The 18277-nt window shown below is 46.5% G+C and carries 16 protein-coding genes and 1 pseudogene; 1 reads left to right on the top strand and 16 read right to left on the bottom strand.

Annotation, left to right across the window (positions count from 1 at the left end; translation table 11 throughout):
• Positions 1 to 134 precede the first annotated feature (134 nt).
• The 16 genes and pseudogenes from ABIA61_RS02705 to ABIA61_RS02630 all read right to left on the bottom strand — a co-directional run bounded on the left by ABIA61_RS02705 (position 135) and on the right by ABIA61_RS02630 (position 16891).
• Positions 135 to 1441, bottom strand: a pseudogene (locus ABIA61_RS02705) (aminotransferase class I/II-fold pyridoxal phosphate-dependent enzyme).
• Positions 1442 to 1472: 31 nt separating this feature from the next.
• A complete protein-coding gene (locus ABIA61_RS02700; RefSeq protein WP_404580264.1) occupies positions 1473 to 2126 on the bottom strand; it encodes a carbohydrate ABC transporter permease in 654 nt (217 codons plus the stop codon).
• Positions 2127 to 2362: 236 nt separating this feature from the next.
• Positions 2363 to 3298: a winged helix-turn-helix domain-containing protein gene (locus tag ABIA61_RS02695; RefSeq protein ID WP_404519143.1), complete on the bottom strand. Its 936-nt coding sequence runs from the start codon at positions 3296 to 3298 to the stop codon at positions 2363 to 2365.
• A 235-nt stretch (positions 3299 to 3533) separates the two neighbouring features.
• The gene (locus ABIA61_RS02690) at positions 3534 to 4943 is read right to left on the bottom strand and encodes a discoidin domain-containing protein (protein WP_404519145.1); all 1410 of its coding nucleotides are present in this window, start codon (positions 4941 to 4943) and stop codon (positions 3534 to 3536) included.
• Positions 4944 to 4977: 34 nt separating this feature from the next.
• The gene (locus tag ABIA61_RS02685) at positions 4978 to 6384 is read right to left on the bottom strand and encodes a discoidin domain-containing protein (RefSeq protein ID WP_404519146.1); all 1407 of its coding nucleotides are present in this window, start codon (positions 6382 to 6384) and stop codon (positions 4978 to 4980) included.
• Positions 6385 to 6756: 372 nt separating this feature from the next.
• The gene (locus ABIA61_RS02680) at positions 6757 to 7692 is read right to left on the bottom strand and encodes a dockerin (protein ID WP_404519148.1); all 936 of its coding nucleotides are present in this window, start codon (positions 7690 to 7692) and stop codon (positions 6757 to 6759) included.
• Between the two features lie 246 nt (positions 7693 to 7938).
• A complete protein-coding gene (locus ABIA61_RS02675) occupies positions 7939 to 9096 on the bottom strand; it encodes an amidohydrolase (RefSeq protein WP_283655768.1) in 1158 nt (385 codons plus the stop codon).
• A 56-nt stretch (positions 9097 to 9152) separates the two neighbouring features.
• On the bottom strand, positions 9153 to 10169 hold the full coding sequence (locus ABIA61_RS02670; protein ID WP_283655767.1) for an LLM class flavin-dependent oxidoreductase: 1017 nt from the start codon (positions 10167 to 10169) through the stop codon (positions 9153 to 9155).
• A gap of 15 nt (positions 10170 to 10184) precedes the next feature.
• Entirely contained in the window at positions 10185 to 10937 is a 753-nt protein-coding gene (locus tag ABIA61_RS02665; RefSeq protein WP_283655766.1) for an amino acid ABC transporter ATP-binding protein, read from the bottom strand.
• Positions 10934 to 11644 (bottom strand): amino acid ABC transporter permease, encoded by a 711-nt coding sequence (locus ABIA61_RS02660; protein WP_283655765.1) that lies wholly within the window; start codon positions 11642 to 11644, stop codon positions 10934 to 10936. Before ABIA61_RS02660 ends, ABIA61_RS02665 begins: the two co-directional genes overlap by 4 nt.
• On the bottom strand, positions 11641 to 12417 hold the full coding sequence (locus ABIA61_RS02655) for an amino acid ABC transporter permease (protein ID WP_283655764.1): 777 nt from the start codon (positions 12415 to 12417) through the stop codon (positions 11641 to 11643). The genes ABIA61_RS02660 and ABIA61_RS02655 overlap by 4 nt, the downstream gene beginning before the upstream one ends.
• A gap of 76 nt (positions 12418 to 12493) precedes the next feature.
• On the bottom strand, positions 12494 to 13354 hold the full coding sequence (locus ABIA61_RS02650; RefSeq protein WP_044645549.1) for a transporter substrate-binding domain-containing protein: 861 nt from the start codon (positions 13352 to 13354) through the stop codon (positions 12494 to 12496).
• Between the two features lie 249 nt (positions 13355 to 13603).
• Complete coding sequence (locus tag ABIA61_RS02645; RefSeq protein WP_283655763.1) at positions 13604 to 14491, bottom strand: LysR family transcriptional regulator; 888 nt, start codon at positions 14489 to 14491, stop codon at positions 13604 to 13606.
• A 112-nt stretch (positions 14492 to 14603) separates the two neighbouring features.
• Positions 14604 to 15131: an NADPH-dependent FMN reductase gene (gene ssuE / locus ABIA61_RS02640; protein ID WP_283655762.1), complete on the bottom strand. Its 528-nt coding sequence runs from the start codon at positions 15129 to 15131 to the stop codon at positions 14604 to 14606.
• Positions 15132 to 15148: 17 nt separating this feature from the next.
• Positions 15149 to 16489 (bottom strand): LLM class flavin-dependent oxidoreductase, encoded by a 1341-nt coding sequence (locus tag ABIA61_RS02635; protein ID WP_404519150.1) that lies wholly within the window; start codon positions 16487 to 16489, stop codon positions 15149 to 15151.
• Positions 16490 to 16621: 132 nt separating this feature from the next.
• A complete protein-coding gene (locus ABIA61_RS02630; RefSeq protein ID WP_044645553.1) occupies positions 16622 to 16891 on the bottom strand; it encodes a glutaredoxin family protein in 270 nt (89 codons plus the stop codon).
• Between the two features lie 417 nt (positions 16892 to 17308).
• Here ABIA61_RS02630 and ABIA61_RS02625 point away from each other — a divergent pair, with 417 nt between their 5' ends.
• On the top strand, positions 17309 to 18178 hold the full coding sequence (locus tag ABIA61_RS02625; protein WP_283655760.1) for a DUF421 domain-containing protein: 870 nt from the start codon (positions 17309 to 17311) through the stop codon (positions 18176 to 18178).
• Positions 18179 to 18277: the final 99 nt, after the last annotated feature.

Below are 18277 nucleotides of genomic sequence, written 5' to 3'. Positions count from 1 at the left end.
TGTAAAGGGAGAACTCGCTTTTTTTTGGTTTTAGACAAAAAAAAGCGTCGAATCGTTTTCATAAAGAAAATCGACCCGACGCAAACCTTAACTTTTACTTGACTAAAGAGATGTCAAAAGCCACCAAGTATGAATTATCGTGCATGTTGCTGCTGAAGCTCCTGAATACCTGAGTATATCATAGCGAGCAAGTCCTCCCATTGGTCGGCTTCTATACAGGGAATAGCTAATCTGAGATCCGTATCATTTAGCGCAATAGTCCCTACCCCGTAGGCATCTAGTAGGTGGACACGCAGCAATTCCGGATGTACGGTTTTGAGCTTGAGACATACAAAGTAACCTGAATTAAACGGGTATGGCTCCCAGGCATCATGATATTTCCCACTCTCCAGCACCGCCATAGCCTTATGCGCACGTTCTTTGATGATCTGAGTCTTTTCGCTTTTCTGCACCTCATAATCCGGGGATTGCAGCGCATGCAGAACAAAGCTCTGCGATGGATGCGGACTGCTCGAAATGGTAGAACGGATCATTCCCAGTGCCTTTTGCTCAAGTGCCTCCAGCACCTGTTCATTATCCGCACCAAAGGTCAGAAATCCGACGCGCAGACCCGTAACGTATTCTTCCTTAGTGGCTCCATCGATGCGAATGGGCAAAATACGGCTGTGGACACCAACCAGACGGGCGAATAACGATTCCCGCAGCGAGGACCCATAAAACAAGCCAAAATAAGCATCATCCACCAGAACTATGATATGGATTCCAGCCTCTGCCCCCTCTAGAAGAGCGCCGATAATCTGCTCCCCTTCCTCTATGCCGGGAGTGTAGCCTGTCGGATTGTTAGGGAAATTCAGCACAACAATGGCCTTCCCCGCATCCTTCTGTTGTAAAATGGCTTGACGCAGCCCTTCCACATTATATTGGTGCTGCTCATTGAAAGGGCATATTCCACCATGCGGCTTTCTCGTCTGACACCAAACGTAATCTCGTAGTTTTCCCAGATTTGATCTGGTACGATGACAGGATCATCCGTTCCGGCGAACAAATCTGCCACGATACTCAGACCGTGCGTCAACCCCGTTGTCACAATCGGTGTCCCGACCTTTTTGCCCCCCAGCGACGGGTTTTCACGAAACATTTTTTCCCGCCAAAGCCTGCGCAGCTCCGATTTGCCCGCCGTAGGGGCATATTCATAAATATCCTTGGGCGCATAATGGCTGAGTGTATCCTGAATGACCTTGAGATGCATGGGCTGCCCATTTTCGACGGCTGTCCCTAATGTGGCGTTATATTTATGCGCTTTGGCTTTGGCTTCGCCGGACTGACTCAGAATCCCCTCCTTAACATAGTAAATCTGTCTTCCCAAACGGGACAACATATCATATACATGCTTGTTTTCAGCAAGCAGCACTTCATTTAGCTGTTGGGCGATTGTATTCATCGGGTTCATCCTCTCTCATTCATATTCAACTTCATTCCTTCAAGCCGCTGCCTGATATGCCGGATACAAAAAAGCGCTGCAACGGCAAAATGGCGATCACCAGAATGACAACAGCGATCATAGAAGCAGCGAACAGCTCATTCCAATATGTTCCAAACTCAGTTGTAAAATCACTCAAGGCGACCTGTATCACCTTGTACTGGTCTGAGCGCGTAGCAATCAGCGGCCACATAAAGGACTCCCACTGATGCACAAAAATGAGCAGCCCTGCACTGAGCGTGACAGGCTTGCAGAGCGGCATAATGATCTTCGTATAAATGCGGAACCAGGAGGCTCCATCCAGACGGGCCGCTTCCGTTAGTGAAGGAGACAGCTCCATAAAAAACTGCCTGTACAGAAAAATAACCAATCCGTTCTCAATCCCCGGTACGATGATGGCGGTATAGGAGTCCATCCAGCCCAGTTGATCCACCAGACTGTATAGGGGAATGGCAATCATTTCGAACGGAATCATAAACGTGATGAGCACCAGCACAAACATTGCATTTTCCCCTCTAAACTGGAAGAAAGCAAAGGCAAAGGCTGCCATCGAGCCTACTAGTAACCCGAATAGCATCTCGGCCATTGCGGTAAAGAAGCTGTTAAACAGCGTTCGCCCAAACCCTCTTTCGGTAAACAGGCTCACATAAGCTTCACCTGTAACATGAGTGGGAATAAACGTCCTCCAGGTAATTGGAGAGATGAACTTGAATATATCGTCCAGCGGCCGGAACGAGGACACGAATGCAAATGCAAGGGGCAGCAATACGAGCGTGGAGAATTTCGGATTGAATCAAAAAAACGCCGGATCATCTGGATTCCATCTCCAGGCGACCGGCGTCTATTCGTTTAAAGTATTAAAGTCCTGCCAGTTGGCGCAGCTTAATTACGCTCCATATAGCCAAGGATGCTGCTATGCATTTCATTCACAGCCGAAAGCCGTGCGCTGTAACCGAGCAATGTTTCGCCATCAAAATGAGCATGGATGAAACCAGAGGCACGAAGCTTGAAAATATGATCGTGCGTGATGCCCTTCGATAGCTGAAGGTGACGGACAATTTCAATAAAGGTGCGCGGTGTCTGGCTTTGGTACAAATATTTTAAAATCTTAAGCCTGCTTTTCTCCCCCAAGCTTCGAATCATCCGGTATTCCTGTGGAGATAAAAAGTCGTCCTGCTGAAAATAAATGCCTGCCGAATAATGACACAGCAGGAGCGATCCAAACCGATAAATGATATTAAGCGGCTGAAAATGGTATTGCGGTACCAGCAGTACCCGCGTCAGCCCATCGGAAGGCTCAAACCGGAAGCCATTGGTTATACGATCCACCCATTCCATAGTGCTATAGGTACCCTTCTCCTTATTTCTCTGCTCGGCTTCCTGTCCCAGCCCAATCAGAATGTTAGCGTCCGCATAGCGAAAGTATTCCTCATACCAACCAGATAGCAACCGTAAAGCAAGACTGCGAAGCTTCTCCATATCGTCAGGCAACGGAATTCCGTAGGCTAATGCCTGTTCATTTAGCTCCAGCGCTGTCCGGCTCTCCAGACGATCTACAACCTCGTCAATGCCCCCTTCATCGGAAAGCATACAGACGATCCCGTATATGACCTTCCAATCTGCATTGATTTCCATAGATCCCAGCAGCCCGGACAGATCTGGAGACAGCTTGTCACGCACCTGCTCGGCCCACGCGGATGACAAATCCGTCTTCTTGTATGCCTTGCGGCAAATAAAGGTATGCAAACTGCTCAGCAGTTCAAACACCGGTCCAAATCCCATATGTACATCGTAAAGGGCTTTCACGTCGTAGGTCATCGCTTTCCGTCCTCTTTTCATTCATGTCTGACGTTCATTATACATATTATTGTACATCCGTTCATTCCCAGTGATCCTTGCATACAAATATGAACGAAACAAGCGCCATAATCAAGATACAAAAAAAGCCTGATAGGATCAGACTCCAGTTGTTCCAGCTATGAATTATAAAAAGGCTGTCTCCCGCAATATCGCAAGAGACAACCTTATTTAGCATAAGCCGAACTTTATTGAGTTATTTATTGATAGCTGCTACTTTCCACTCCAGAATTCCGGTAGATGCGGAACCTTTGGATACCATTTCAATTCTTAATTTCGTTGTTTTTACAGGCGTAAAAGTGGTCGTATTATATTGATCTACCACAGTTCCCAATCCTTTGGCCTGCTTGATATTAGACCAGCCTTGACCGTTCCAATACTTAATCTTGTAAGACTTGGGAACATCAATGCCAGCGCCATCTTTGAACCAATAGACATCCGTTTGAGATACCGTATGTTCTTGATCAAAATCGTATTGAACCCATTGCGTTCCCGTTTCAGGCCAGTTGCCATACACGGCATGACTTCTATCGTTGGAATTGGCAGGTTCAAATCCATCATTTAGCGCGCTTATATTTTCCCAGGATGAAGTATAAGAGCTGCTAGCTGTTGCCGCAGGCGCAATGTTCACGATTTCATTAGGATCTGTTTCAATTGGACCCTCGTCGTCTTTAGTCGTGGTTGGGAAACGAGACGTATCCTTTTTGATTTGACTCCAGGTATAACGCAGCATCCAAACATCCCAGTCGGTGATATGATCGGAATTTCCAGCCCACATAATCGTGTTCGTTGGGAAGCCACCCGGTGGACGCTCGTGTTCTTCATAGAAATCGTTTAATCCAAAGCCATGTCCAATCTCATGTTCAGTAATCTCAATCTCATCAGCGTTCACCGTACTCAGAACGTATTCATCATTCATACGCTGTCCCCAGTCGCCGCCGGCTCCCCCACCGAAATTTTCTGTAGCCCAAAGATACATATCAAAGCGTTTATCCAATCCACCCGGATACGAATAGTTGGGGTCTGAAAAATGCTCAAATCTGGATACTTCATTAGGCGCAACGGGAAGTGCAGCAGGAATTCCCGGTTGTTCAGAAGCTAATCCATCTGCAATAGTATCCGTATAAACAACCTCATCAGGCTGCTTGTCCAGCAGCAGTGAAGGATTAGCAACAGCCCAGCCTACCACTTTAACTTTAATATCCTTATAGGGCCATCCATCATATCCCTGGAGATGCTCCGTCCAATGATTCATCTGACGATCTAGCATTCTAGCAATATCTTGACGCTGTTGAAGCGTAACTGGCTTAGAAGATTGCCAACGCACTACATAATTTAGAGTTCCTTTTCCCGCAAAAATTTGATCAAAAATCAAATTTTTGCGGTTAGTCGAGCCTTCGGTCAGCATTCTATTCTTCCAAACCCACTCCACCGATGATTTGAGATAAGCTGGCATGTCCGCCAATGTCGTATTACTTGTTGCCGCAACCACGGCACTCCCATTCATATGCGCATCCGCTGATACAAAACTAGCATTTCCCATCAGTAATGAACTAGCAATCACCACAGAAAAAGAAACCGCCATCATTCCTTTTTTCTTCAACATTCGTTTCCCCTCCATAATTAATTCAAAATATTACTTATTGATTAGCTGCTACTTTCCACTCTAAAATTCCCGTGGATGCAGAACCTTTGGATACCATTTCAATTCTAAATTTCGTTGTTTTTACAGGCGTAAAAGTGGTGGTATTATATTGATCTGCCGCAGTACCCAATCCTTTGGCCTGCTTGACATTAGACCAGCCTTGACCGTTCCAATACTTAATCTTGTAAGACTTGGGAACATCGATGCCGGAGCCATCCTTGAACCAATATATATCCGTTTGAGATACCGTATGTTCTTGATCAAAATCATATTGAACCCATTGTGTTCCCACCTCAGGCCAGTTTCCGTACACAGCATGACTTCGGTCATTGGAGCTGGTTGGATCAAAGCCGTCATTGAGTGCGCTCACATTTTCCCAAGGTGAAGTATAAGAAGTGCTGGCCGTTGCAGCAGGCCCAATGTTCACGATTTCATCGGGTGATGTTTCGATAGGACCCTCGTCACCTTTAGTCGTGTTTGGGAAACGAGACGTATCTTTTTTGAGCTGACTCCAGGTATACCGCAGCATCCAAATATCCCAGTCGGTGATATGATCGGAATCACCAGCCCACATAATGGTGTTCGTTGGGAAGCCGCCCGGTGGACGCTCGTGTTCTTCATAAAAATCAGTTAAGCCAAAACCATGTCCAATTTCATGTTCCGTGATTTCGATCTCATCCAAATTCAATGTGCTAAAAAGGTAATCATCATTCACACGTTGACCCCAATCCTGACCGGTTCCTCCTACAAAATTTTCGGTAACCCACAAATACATATCAAAGCGTTTATCATATCCACCAGGATAAGAATAGCGTGGATCCCAATAATGCTCATATCTGGACAAAGCTTCAGGCGCAACCGGCAGTACAGCAGGAATTTCCGGTTTTTCGGAAGCTAACTCGTCTGTAGTCGTATCCGTATAAACGACCTCGTCAGGTTGTTTGTCCAGTAATAGTGAAGGATCAGCAACGGCCCAGCCTACTACTTTTACTTTAATATCCTGATAGGGCCAGCCATCATATCCTTTGAGGTGCTCCGTCCAATGATTCATCTGACGACCTAGCATTCTGGCAATATCTTGACGTTGTTGTAGCGTAACGGGTTTAGAAGATTGCCAGCGTACGACGTAATTCAATGTACCCTTTCCCGCATGGATTTGATCAAAAATCGTGTTGTTACGAGCCGTCGAGCCTTCGGTCAACATTCTATTCTTCCAAACCCATTCCACAGATGATTTGAGATAAGCAGGCATATCAGCCAATGTCGAATCACCCGTTGCTGCAACCGCTACACTCCCATTTTCTGAAGAAGCCGCAGACATGATCGTAGCATTTCCCATCAGCAATGAACTGGCGATCACCGCTGAAAAAGAAGCCATCATCATGCCTTTTCTATTCAACATACATATACCTCCATAACTCTTTAATATAATTACGGTAGTTCTCCTGAAACGATTAATTCAATCACCTCTTTTTCGTGTTTATGTATTGATCTATGAGATCAACGATAATCTATCAATCCTCCTTGTCGTTTTTTGTAAATAATCACAAATCATATTATCACTGGATTATTGCATCGTCAATATTTTCCTTAATGAATTAAATTAGGTATTTTGAGATCATATTGGAACGAATTCGCCCCTTCATGTGCAAAAAACTGGTATTTTGTGAAATGAAAAAACCGCTTCTCCACTAAAATCAATTCCATCACAGAATTTGATTTTGGAAGAAACGGTCCTATTCATCAGCTTTTTTTGCACTATTCTACGTATCTTTTATCGGGTAGGAAAACGAGAGGTATCCTTCTTGACCTGGCTCCAGGTATAACGCAACATCCAGGTATCCCACTCTGTTATCTTGGAAGAATTTCCGGCCCACATAATAGTTGGTGTAGGGAATCCACCAGGCGGACGATCATTTTCTTCATAGAAATCAGGCAAGCCGAATCCATGCCCCATCTCATGCTCCGTAATATGAACTTCATCAGAGTTCAGGGTGCTCAGGATATAATCATCGGGCATGCGTTGTCCCCAGTCACCACCGGCTCCACCTTGAAAATTGGCTGTCCCCCATAAATACATATCAAACCGCTTGTCCAACCCCCCCGGATAAGCATAGTTTGGATCTGTAAAATGCTCAAATCTGGAAAGCGCATCAGGAGCAACTGGAAGTTTAGCAGGGATATTCGGGTTCGTTTTGCTTAAATCATCTGTAATCGTGTCAGTGTAAACGATTTCACTTGATTGTTTGTTAAGAATCTGAGACGGATTTGCAACGGCCCAGCCTACTATTTTTACTGTAATATTGTCATAAGGCCAGCCATCATACCCTTTCAACTGCTTATTCCAATTATTGACTTGGCGGCTCAGCATGGAAGCCATATCCTTACGTTGCTGAAGCGTGAGATTTTTGGTAGATTGCCAGCGCACCACATAATTTAGCGTCCCTTTTCCTGCATATATTTGATCAAAAATCAAATTTTTACGGTTGGTCGAGCCTTCTTTGACGATTCTATTCTTCCAAACCCATTCTACGGATGGCTTAAATTTTGCAGGTATATCCGTAGCAGCCAAGCTAACACTCGTGGACTCTATTTCAGAAGTGCTTTCCAAATTAGAGGCTACTGCACCAACATTAGCCCCGCCAACCAGTAAAGAAGCAGCCACTACCAATGAAAAAGAAGCCATGATCATTCCTTTTTTCTTCGGCATTTCTTTAACCTCCATATCATTTTATTTGATTGTTGTATTCATAAAATAGCAATCGAAATCTCTTATCTCTCCCCCCTTTCTTTTGTTTTGAAAAAAATTACAATTTTATATTATCATTAGGATGATATACCGTCAATATTTTCCTTTATAATTTAGAAAAAGGTAATTCTTTTGATCGTTTGACAAATTAAAAACCCCTTCTCTACATAAGAAGGGGTCTAGCATTGAAAGAGTAGACTCACACCTCTACTCTATGGATACTAATGCCGATTCTGCCAGTGAAGCCAGCAGCTTCGCCGTTCCCGGCAACGCGCGTTCGTCCAGATCGAAGGCTGGATGATGCCATTCCTGACTCCCCGAAGTGCCGACAAAGACGAACACACCGGGGATGCTCTTCTGATAAAGCCCGAAATCCTCGCTCGCCGAGGAAGGCACGGGGCGAACGACCTCCAGACCGGCCGCTTGGGCCGCTTGCTCCGCGATGACGGCCAGCTTGCCGTCATTCAGTACAGGTGGCGGTCCTTCGATCCAGCGGATATTCGCTTTTGTGCCAAAAGCATCGGCCACGCCCTTTACGACCTGCTCGAAGCGTTCAGCCACCTGTGCGCGCACGTTCTCGTCGAACGTCCGGATCGTGCCGTCCAGATGGGCACGGTCCGGAATGATGTTCCAGGCGTTGCCGCTGTGCAGCTTCGTCACGCTAATCACCGCGCTGTCCAGCGGGTTGACGCTCCGGCTTACGATGGATTGCAGCGCCGTGATAATGTGCGACGACACGACGATCGGGTCAATCCCTGCTTGCGGCACCGCCGCATGCGTGCTCAGGCCCTCTACCTCGATGTAAAAGCCGTCTGCCGCCGCCATCAGCGGGCCTTCCTTAATGCCGACCGTCCCTACAGGCAGGTCCGGCTTGTTATGCAGGCCGAATATAGCTTGCACATCTGCCAGCACACCGCTGTCCAGCACTTGGGCTGCGCCCTTGGCCTTTTCCTCCGCTGGCTGAAACACAAGGCGAACCGTGCCTTTCAACTCCTGCTCCCGCTCTTTTAACAATACGGCAGCTCCGAAGAGGGATGCCGTATGAAAATCATGCCCACAGGCATGCATCTTGCCCGGATGCAGTGAAGCATAGGGCAAGCCTGTCTCCTCCTGAATCGGCAACGCATCAATGTCCGCGCGAAGTGCCACAATCGGCCCCTCCTGCTGCCCGCCGATTTCCGCCACCAGTCCGGTGCGCAGCGGCACATCAAGAATGGTTATGTTCTGTTCTTCCAACAGACGACGGATATAGGCGGTAGTTTCAACCTCCTCGTTAGACAGCTCGGGATTCTGGTGAAGATGGCGACGAATGTCTACCAGCTTCTGCTCCAAAACCTGCTCCTTCGTCCCGGTTGATCCACTCATCCCTATTCCTCCTTCGTAAATCCAAAATGGTTACAACTTTCTCAAGCCAACAACACCTAGGACTGTACAGGCAGACCAGCAAAAGCTTCATGCAGCAGCTCAAATGAGCGGACGCGCTTTCCGATATCCCGTATTCCTGTCGTTACGATCAGCTCATCAGCCTGATATTTAGCTTGAATTTCCGTCAAAGTAGCATAGATTTCCTCTTTATTTCCCTTGTTAATTTGCGCTTGTGTAACTTCAATCGTATATTCTTCACCCGATTGCTTACCGAACTCCTCTGCACTTTCCAGCGTGCCCACCGTAGCCGTTTTGCCACTGGCCAGATGAATTTTGTACAGCTTGTGCTCACCTGCCAACTCCGCAGCTTCCTCGGAAGTATCCGCTACGATGACCGCCAGCGCAAAAAGTGCCTTCGGCTCACGTCCATGACTATAGTCAAAGGACTCCCGATACGTGCGGAATGCATCCAGTGCAACCTGTTCGTTACTGTTGATAAATTGCGAGAAGACGTAGGGCAACCCGGAACGTGCAGCAATTCCAGCACTGTCTGTACTTGTACCCAAAACGTAAATATCCGCTGGTGTTTCCGGAATCGGATTAGCCTGTAGCCCTGCTAGCGGTCCCTCTTCGGACAGAATATTATGAATATAGCTGCTCACTTCATCAATCTTTTCTTCAAGAGAAGGCGCATCATGCACGTTGCGTTGTAACGCCTGTGTGGATTTCGGTAGACCGCCCGGCGCACGTCCAATGCCCAAATCTACGCGACCCGGTGCAAGAGACGCCAGTACATTGAAATTTTCGGCCACTTTATAAGAACTATAATGCTGAAGCATAACTCCGCCAGAACCGATTTTAATACGCTCGGTGCGTGCCAGCAGATGAGAAATGAGTACCTCCGGCGAAGAGCCTGCAACCTGCTCGGAATCATGATGCTCCGATACCCAAAAGCGTGAAAATCCCAGCTCATCTATACGCTGCGCCAGCTTAATCGTGTTTCGAAGCGCCTGTGCCGCCGTTTCCCCCTCGTGTATAGGGCTTTGATCCAATACTCCGATTTTAATACTCATGTCTCCCTCTCCCGTCTAAATTGAATAGTTATATTCCGGTGTAATCCGTTTCAGAAATTGCTTCGTGCGTTCCTCTTGGGGACGATTGAAAATGTCGTCCGGGCTGCCTTCTTCGATAATGTGGCCATCATCCATAAATACCACGTGATTGGAAACATCCCGCGCAAAGCCCATCTCATGCGTGACGACAATCATCGTAATGCCTTCCTTCGCGATCTTGCGAATAACTGACAGCACCTCTCCCACCAGTTCAGGATCTAGCGCCGAGGTCGGCTCATCGAACAAAATCACTTCCGGGTTCAGCGCCAATGCACGCGCAATACCGACACGCTGCTGCTGCCCGCCGGATAGCTGACTCGGATAATGATTCAGTTTTTCGCTCAGACCGACCTTTTCGAGCACTTCGATACTGATCTTCTTCGCTTCCTCCTGCTTCACCTTGCGGACGACGACAAGCCCTTCCATCACGTTTTCCAACGCCGTTTTATGCTTGAACAGATTGTATTGCTGGAAGACCATGGCCGTTTTTTGGCGTAGAGCCAAAACATCTTTCTTCGCAGGTCGCTTGCAGTTTACCGTAAAATCTCCAATGCTGACCTCCCCGTCATTCGGCTTTTCCAGATAATTGATGCAGCGCAGCAACGTCGTTTTCCCCGAGCCGCTCGGTCCGAGAATGACAACGACCTCTCCCTTATTCACAGTTAAATCAATGCCTTTGAGCACCTCGTGCTTGCCGAACGATTTCGTTATATTTTGCAGACGGATCATGATGCTCTACCCCCATTAAACACATTGATTTTTTTCTCCACCAAGCCGGAAATTCGTTCAATCAGCACCGTCAAACCCCAGAAAATCAGTGCTGCCGCGATATAAACCTCCAGGTACTTCCAGTTTGTAGATGCTAAAATTTCAGCCTGAGCCTGGATTTCCGTGACGGAAACTGTAAAGGCCAGCGTAGAGCCATGAAGCATCCCAATAACAGAATTCGTCAGGTTCGGCAGACTGACCACGAACGCCTGTGGAAACACGATACGCCGCAGCACCTGCCACGTCGTCATCCCGACTGCATAGGCTGCTTCGATTTGCCCCCGGTTTACGGATTGAATCCCGGAACGGACCACCTCGGACATATACGCGCCACTTGTAATCGAGAACGAAATGAGTGCAAATACCATATAGGGAACATCTTTAGAATGAAACGACCAGCCAAAATGCCTGGCTCCCGCATCAATGAACAAAGGTAAACTGAAATAAATAAGCAGCAAATGCATCAGCATCGGCGTACCACGGATAAAGGTAACGTAGCCATGGGAAATCTGGGACAACACAGGCACCTTATAAATTCGGGCCAGAGCCGTTATAATTCCGATGACCAGTCCCGCCAGTACGGAGACCACCGTAATGATTAACGTGTTGGGCAACGCCGAGAACAACCCCAGAAAGGCCGTATATATAAATCCAAAATCCAGACTCATATGCTCTTGCCTCCTTTACTAAGACGGGGGTTCAGATAACGCACCACAAAACTTTTTCGTTTCTTGGGCTCGCTTTGGACTGTGTCCCGATGCTCATGCTTGAGAAGCGTATTTTCCAGTACCTTGAACAGTTTTTGCAAAATCAGGCTGACCACCAGATAAATAAGAGACAACGCGATATAGGTTTCAACAAAATGCTGGGTAGCCGCACCCAGTGTCTGCGATTTCCCCGTCATCTCCATAGCTCCGATGGTAAACGCCAGCGAAGTATCCTTCAAATTGGCGATCACCAGATTGGAAAATACCGGAACCACAACAGCCAGCGCTTGCGGCAATATGATACGTGTAAAAGTCTGATAGCCTGACATGCCGACGGACTGTGCTGCCTCGATTTGTCCCCGATCTACCGCCTCTACACCCGATCGGATAATCTCGGAAATAAAGGCCCCGCTGTTTAGCGCATAGGTCGCTACGGCAAACCACAACACATCCCATCTGGAGGAATTGATATTCACCAGCTTCAGCAGCTCAGGCAAGCCGTAATACACCAGAAAGAGCTGGATCAGAATAGGTGTTCCACGAAAAAATGAAACATACACCTGAGAGACACGTTTGAGAAAAGGAATATTATACATACGAGGCAGCGCAACCAGCAGGCCGATGATTAGTCCTAACAAAAGCGAGCTAGCCACAATAAACAATGTGATGTGTAAATAAGACAGCATTTTCGGGATAAAGCTAAAAACATAATCGATATTAAACTCTCTGCTCATATGCCTGCCTCCTTTCCTATACATCAGCGGTCAGAATACACGGGGTACCCTGACCGCTGAAATATTCAAGCTTATCCTATTTCTTGCTGCTTGTGCCTTCTTTTTTCACATCATCCAGAGACTTCGTGAAATCTTCTCCAAGCCATTTGATGCTCAGCTTCGACAATGTACCGTCGTCCTTCACTTCCTGAATAGCTTTATCCAGATCATCTGCCAATCCTTGCTCATTTTTGTTCAGTACATACAATACATCCGATTGAGTCAAAGGATCACCGACGGTTTTCAGGGCTACTTCTCCTTTTTCATCGGTGTTAAAGCGGTTCGCAAAGTCTGTCGTAATGGTAGCATCTATACGGCCGCTCGTAATCTGTTGCACCGTATCATTGGCTGCACCGCTTGTATAAACAATGTTCAGGGCATCCCCGTGTGTTTTGTTGTATTCCTTCAATACATATGCCGCATTACTGGTCGGACTGGTAAGTATCTTTTTGCCTTTCAGATCATCAATCGATTGAATGGTATTGTTATCCTTCGCTACAGCGACTCTGTTCAGGAAAATACTGTACGGATTTTTGTTGAACAGATACTTCTCTTCACGCTCCGGGTTTTTTTCCATTTGATGCGATACCAGATCAATTTTACCGGCATCCAGACTCAGCAGCAGATTGCCGAAGTCCATCGTTTTGAATTCAAATTCGTATTGAGGCAGGCGCTTGTCCAGCTCCTTGATCAGCTCAACGTCAAAGCCTGTTAAATTTCCATTTTCGTCAATAAAGCATACATTTTTAAATTGAGTGCCTGTACCTACAATAATTTTTTTCACGTCTCCGTTCGAACCGGACGCGCCAGACGCGTTAGACGCATTATCAGAGGAGCCGCAGCCTGCCAACACCAGAATAATCGCCATAACGGATAACATTGCAAACCACTTTTTCATATGAATCCCCCTCGTCTCTTTGTATATCAGCAGTTTGCGACATACATGGCAGCTGCCACATTAATTAATAATTCCTATGAGTTTAATCGGTTTTAGGATGTGACTAATTTAACACCTGCGCTCATTTACGTCAATCCACCAGGCAATAGAACATTTCTATAACACCATTGAAAAATCAAAAGCATATTTGAAAAGAACATTTCATACATTCTGGATTTTTGCAAGCTCCTCACATTTGCAAAAAACGGTTTACAAAACAGCCCCCCGAAAGCCTTCTGTCAATGCATCTGCAAAATCCGAGCTCACCGCACAGTCTTCTTTGGTCGCCACAATGCTAATCTGCATGGACACCCCGGCTACCTCTGGTACATGAATGCGGAACAGTTTTTTATCCTTCACCTCACGGTTCACACAAACGTCCGGCAAAAAGGCAATCCCCGCTTCTTCCAGCACCAGCTTCTTGGCTGTAACCACATTATCTACCTGAAAGGCAATATCCGGCGGTTGCTCCAGTGATTCAAAAGACCGATGAATCCTCATCCAGTCCAATGATCCGCATTCAAAAAACACCAGCGTTTCATGCTGAATATCCTGTATGCTGGCCTTTCCAGTCTTCATAAACGGATGACCGTCGTATACATACAGGGAAATGGGATCTTCATAAAAAGCAAGCGTACGAATGGCCGGATGCATCACTTTACGGACAAAACTAATGTCTACCTCACGGTTCAACAGCTTATGTACCAGTTGATCCGTCGTAGCCGTCACAATTTTGTAGTTAATCTCCGGATAACGAGCGCGGAGCTGCTTTAATATCTCAGGAATGATATAGTTCGACACCGATATCGTGCAGCCGATTCGAATTTGCTGAGGAGTTTTTTTGCGCTGTTGAAGCTTTTGCTTCCCTTTTTGCAGCACTTGAAGCATTTGCTCCGCATAAGGAAGAAACTTTCGTCCATCCTCCGTCAAAATGGTTTGCTTGCTTTGGCGGTCGAACAGCTTGCATTCCAGCTCGCGCTCCAGCGTCTGGATCCGGGCTGTGACAGAGGGCTGTGATAAGAACAACGCATCTGCCGCCTTGTTAAAACTGCCATAATGATTCACGTATACAAAGGCTTCCATATTCTCGATATTCATACACAAGTCCCCCAGTGAGTTTCAAATACATTTTATCCAATGCGCTAACTTGGTTTTTTTGTATCATAAAACTCACTGAACGCCCTGTCAATGTAAAAATTGAAAATATTTATTACTTTAATAGCTCCGTCAGCTCTTTTACAGAGCGATCCAGCCGTGAAACCAGTTCCTCCGACAGCCCGTATGCTCCATCTGGCAAGCGTTCAACCCACTGATCTACCGCATACACACCGCCGAGAATATGTCTTCCTCCCAACGCGTTAAGCACTGGCTTCAAAGCGTAATCAATGACCAGCAGGTGAGCCAGCGTGCCTCCGATAAATAAAGGAAGTACGGGCTTACCTCGCAGCCCCTCCTGCGGCACCAAATCCAAAAATATCTTCAACAAGCCGGAATAGGCGGCTTTGTACACGGGAGAAGCCACGATAATGGCGTCTGCTGCTGCAATCAACGCAAGAGCTGCTGTAATATCGGGACTGTTAAAGTTAGCCCTCACCAGATCCTCGGCTGGCAAGTCGACCACATTCAGCAATATGACCTCCGCTCCAGCCTGCTGCAATTGCTCGGTCGTATAGTTAATCAAGCCGTATAGACGGGATTGTGTAGACGGACTGCCTGACAGGATGACAACCTTAGACATGCTTTTCCCTCCTTCTGTTATGCGTCTATCTTCACTTTAGATTTAGCTGCTGTGTAGCGGTTCTCAGGAATCGGCACACCCAGGTTTTCACGCAATGTGCTAAATTCATAATCCTGACGGTAAATGCCGCGCTCCTGCAAGATAGGCACCACCAGATTTACGAAATCATGCAGACCCGACGGTACATCAGAACCGATAATGAATCCATCTGCTCCTTTTCTTTCAAACCACTCCTGCACCCGATCTGCCACCTGTTCAGCTGTACCGATAAACGCAGTTCTAGGTGTTGCCGAACGCAATGCCACCTCGCGCAGCGTCAGATTTTGCTCTTTGGCCGTCCGTTTGATTTTATCCGTGCCGCTGCGGAAGGAATTGCTGCCGATACCGTCAAGCTCTGGGAATGGCTCATCCAGCGGATATTGTGAGAAATCATGATGATCGAAGAAACGGCCCAAATATTTTAAAGCAGCCTCAATCGTCACCAAATTGGTAATCTCCTCATACTTACGCTCTGCTTCTTCCGTCGTGCTACCGATAATCGGTGAAATGCCCGGTAAGATGACAATATCCTCTTCGGATCTGCCATAGCGTACCGCCCGTTCCTTCACATCACGGTAAAACTGCTGCGCTTCCTCCAGCGAGTCATGTCCCGTAAATACAGCATCCGCTTCCTTGGCGGCCAGATTTTTGCCATCCTCCGAGGAACCTGCCTGGAAAATAACCGGCTGCCCCTGCTTGGATCGTCCAATGTTCAACGGACCCTGCACAGAGAAAAACTCGCCTTTATGGTTCAAGGTATGCAGCTTTTCAGGGTCAAAGAACACGCCGGATTCCTTATCACGAACGAACGCATCTTCTTCCCACGAATCCCACAGTCCTTTGGTTACCTGCAAATATTCCTCCGCAATTTTGTAGCGCTCTGGATGTGACGGATGTTCGCCTTTGTTAAAGTTAAGAGCGGAGCCTTCCAGCGGGGAAGTCACCACATTCCAGCCTGCACGCCCTCCACTGATATGGTCAATGGAAGAAAACTGACGTGCTACTGTAAACGGTTCGCTGTAGGAAGTCGATAGCGTGCCAACCAGCCCGATATGCTTCGTCACCCCGGCCAAAGCGGACAAAATCGTAATCGGCTCAAAACGGTTCAGAAAGTGAGGAATGGATTTCTCGTTAATGAACAAACCGTCTGCGATAAAAACAAGGTCAAACTTGCCTTCCTCTGCCTTTTGCGCCTGTGTTTTATAAAATTCAAAATTAACACTCGCGTCCGCAGGCACTTCAGGGTGACGCCAAGTTGTCATGCTACCTCCAACACCGTGAATAATGGCACCAAATTTGATTTGTCTGTCTTTAGCCATGAACTGTTCACACCTCTCTTGAAAATTATTGTTACCCAACGGCTAATCATTTGTTTCAAGGCAGCTATGCCTGCATTCTTTTATAAGTTATTTTTGTACAAAGCAGCGTAGCTACAGACCTTTTTTCGTTACTTATACCGCTTGACTGTAACTTTCCAGCACTTTCCCAAGCTCTTCCAGATCCGGGTTGAGCAGCGCCTCATATTTGTTATCCCCGCCTACCTCAACAACAGGGACAAAGCGAACACCATATTTAGTCTCCAGTACGTCACGCAGGGCATCATTTCCGTCCACCTGAATATTTTCATAAGGCTGATTTTGGGATTCCAGATACGATTTGATCTCTCCACAAAAATGACAGCCTGTTTTACTCCACAATACAACTTTAGGTTTGGATGACATATACATACCTCCGTGAACTTAATGTTTATAATCCCGATGAATTAAATGAGAATTATAGTTATAATGTATCCTGCCCACCCTTTTCCGTCAATCGCCTGTGTAATAGACATTGATAATGCAACGATAGAAAATTTTAATGCGGTAGTTTCTTTGTATACTGGCAAGTATTTCAGCATTTTGCATCATTCGATTCCCAACGCTCGAAAGTACAATAGATAGACGAACTAAACCGTTTCGATCTATATATTGCTGATTTGAAATCGCTCTTGGGATTGTTGCAAAATGCTTATTTAAATCGTTTAACGGCAGATGAGTTAATTAAAATAAGAGGGATTGGAGTTTAAACGGACCTTGGTGCGGACATGCTTGGAATATCAGCGCACTTGCGGCAGAATGAAATGAAATGAGGTTGAATATATGCAGGATTGGGCCGAGGTTTCTTTGCGCACATTAATGGCTATCGCTATATTATTTTTAATTACCAAAATTCTCGGAAAACGTCAGGTATCGCAGCTTTCCTTGTTTGAATATATAACGGGAATTACGATCGGTAACCTGGCTGCTTCTATTCCTTTGGAACGGGAGTCCTCCTGGTACTTGGGCACTATATCGTTAGCGGTATGGGTTCTGACGACACTGGGCATTGAATTTTTGCAAATTAAAAGCAAGAAGGCCAGAGATTTTGCCGATGGGAAAACCACAATCCTGATCAAGGACGGCAAAATTTTAGAAGACAATCTGAAAAAAGAACGGCTCACCCTGGATGAACTCATGGAGCAGCTGCGGAGCAAGAATGTATTCAAGGTATCTGACGTAGAATTTGCCCTTATGGAGACCAGCGGTGAAGTCAATGTGCTGTTAACCAAAGAAAAGCAGCCCTTAACGCCTAAGGATCTGAATATGCGGCAACTACCGGAGAAGGAACCAACAGCCATTATTATGGATGGACAACTCATGGAGCAGCAAATGGCATACATGGGAATTACTCAGCAATGGATGGATGCAAAGCTGAAAGAAAAGAGCCTGACGGTCAAAGACGTATTTTTCGCGCAGGTGGACCCGCAAGGGGAATTATACATTGACCAATACAGCGATAACGTACAGATGACCAAGGTACAGGACTCTAATCAAGCCGTGCTGACGCTGCTGGAACAATGCACGACTGAACTGCAAAAGCTGGCAACGGGCTCCAGTGAGCAGCAAAGCAAGCAGCTTTTTGAGCAATGCTCACAAAGCTTAAAGCAAGCGATTCAGGAAATGAAGCCGATAAATCCAACTGAACCCTGAGTATACAAGTCTATGACATATGCATACGAGCATGTTAACCCAAAGGGAGCGTCTTCAAGGCCATAAATGGCTGAAAAGGCGCTCCCTTTGGCTTTAATC

Origin of the sequence: Paenibacillus sp. RC21 (genome assembly GCF_044907935.1) — a bacterium.
Lineage (GTDB): Bacteria > Bacillota > Bacilli > Paenibacillales > Paenibacillaceae > Paenibacillus > Paenibacillus terrae_A.
This window is presented reverse-complemented; position numbering and strand designations above follow the sequence as displayed.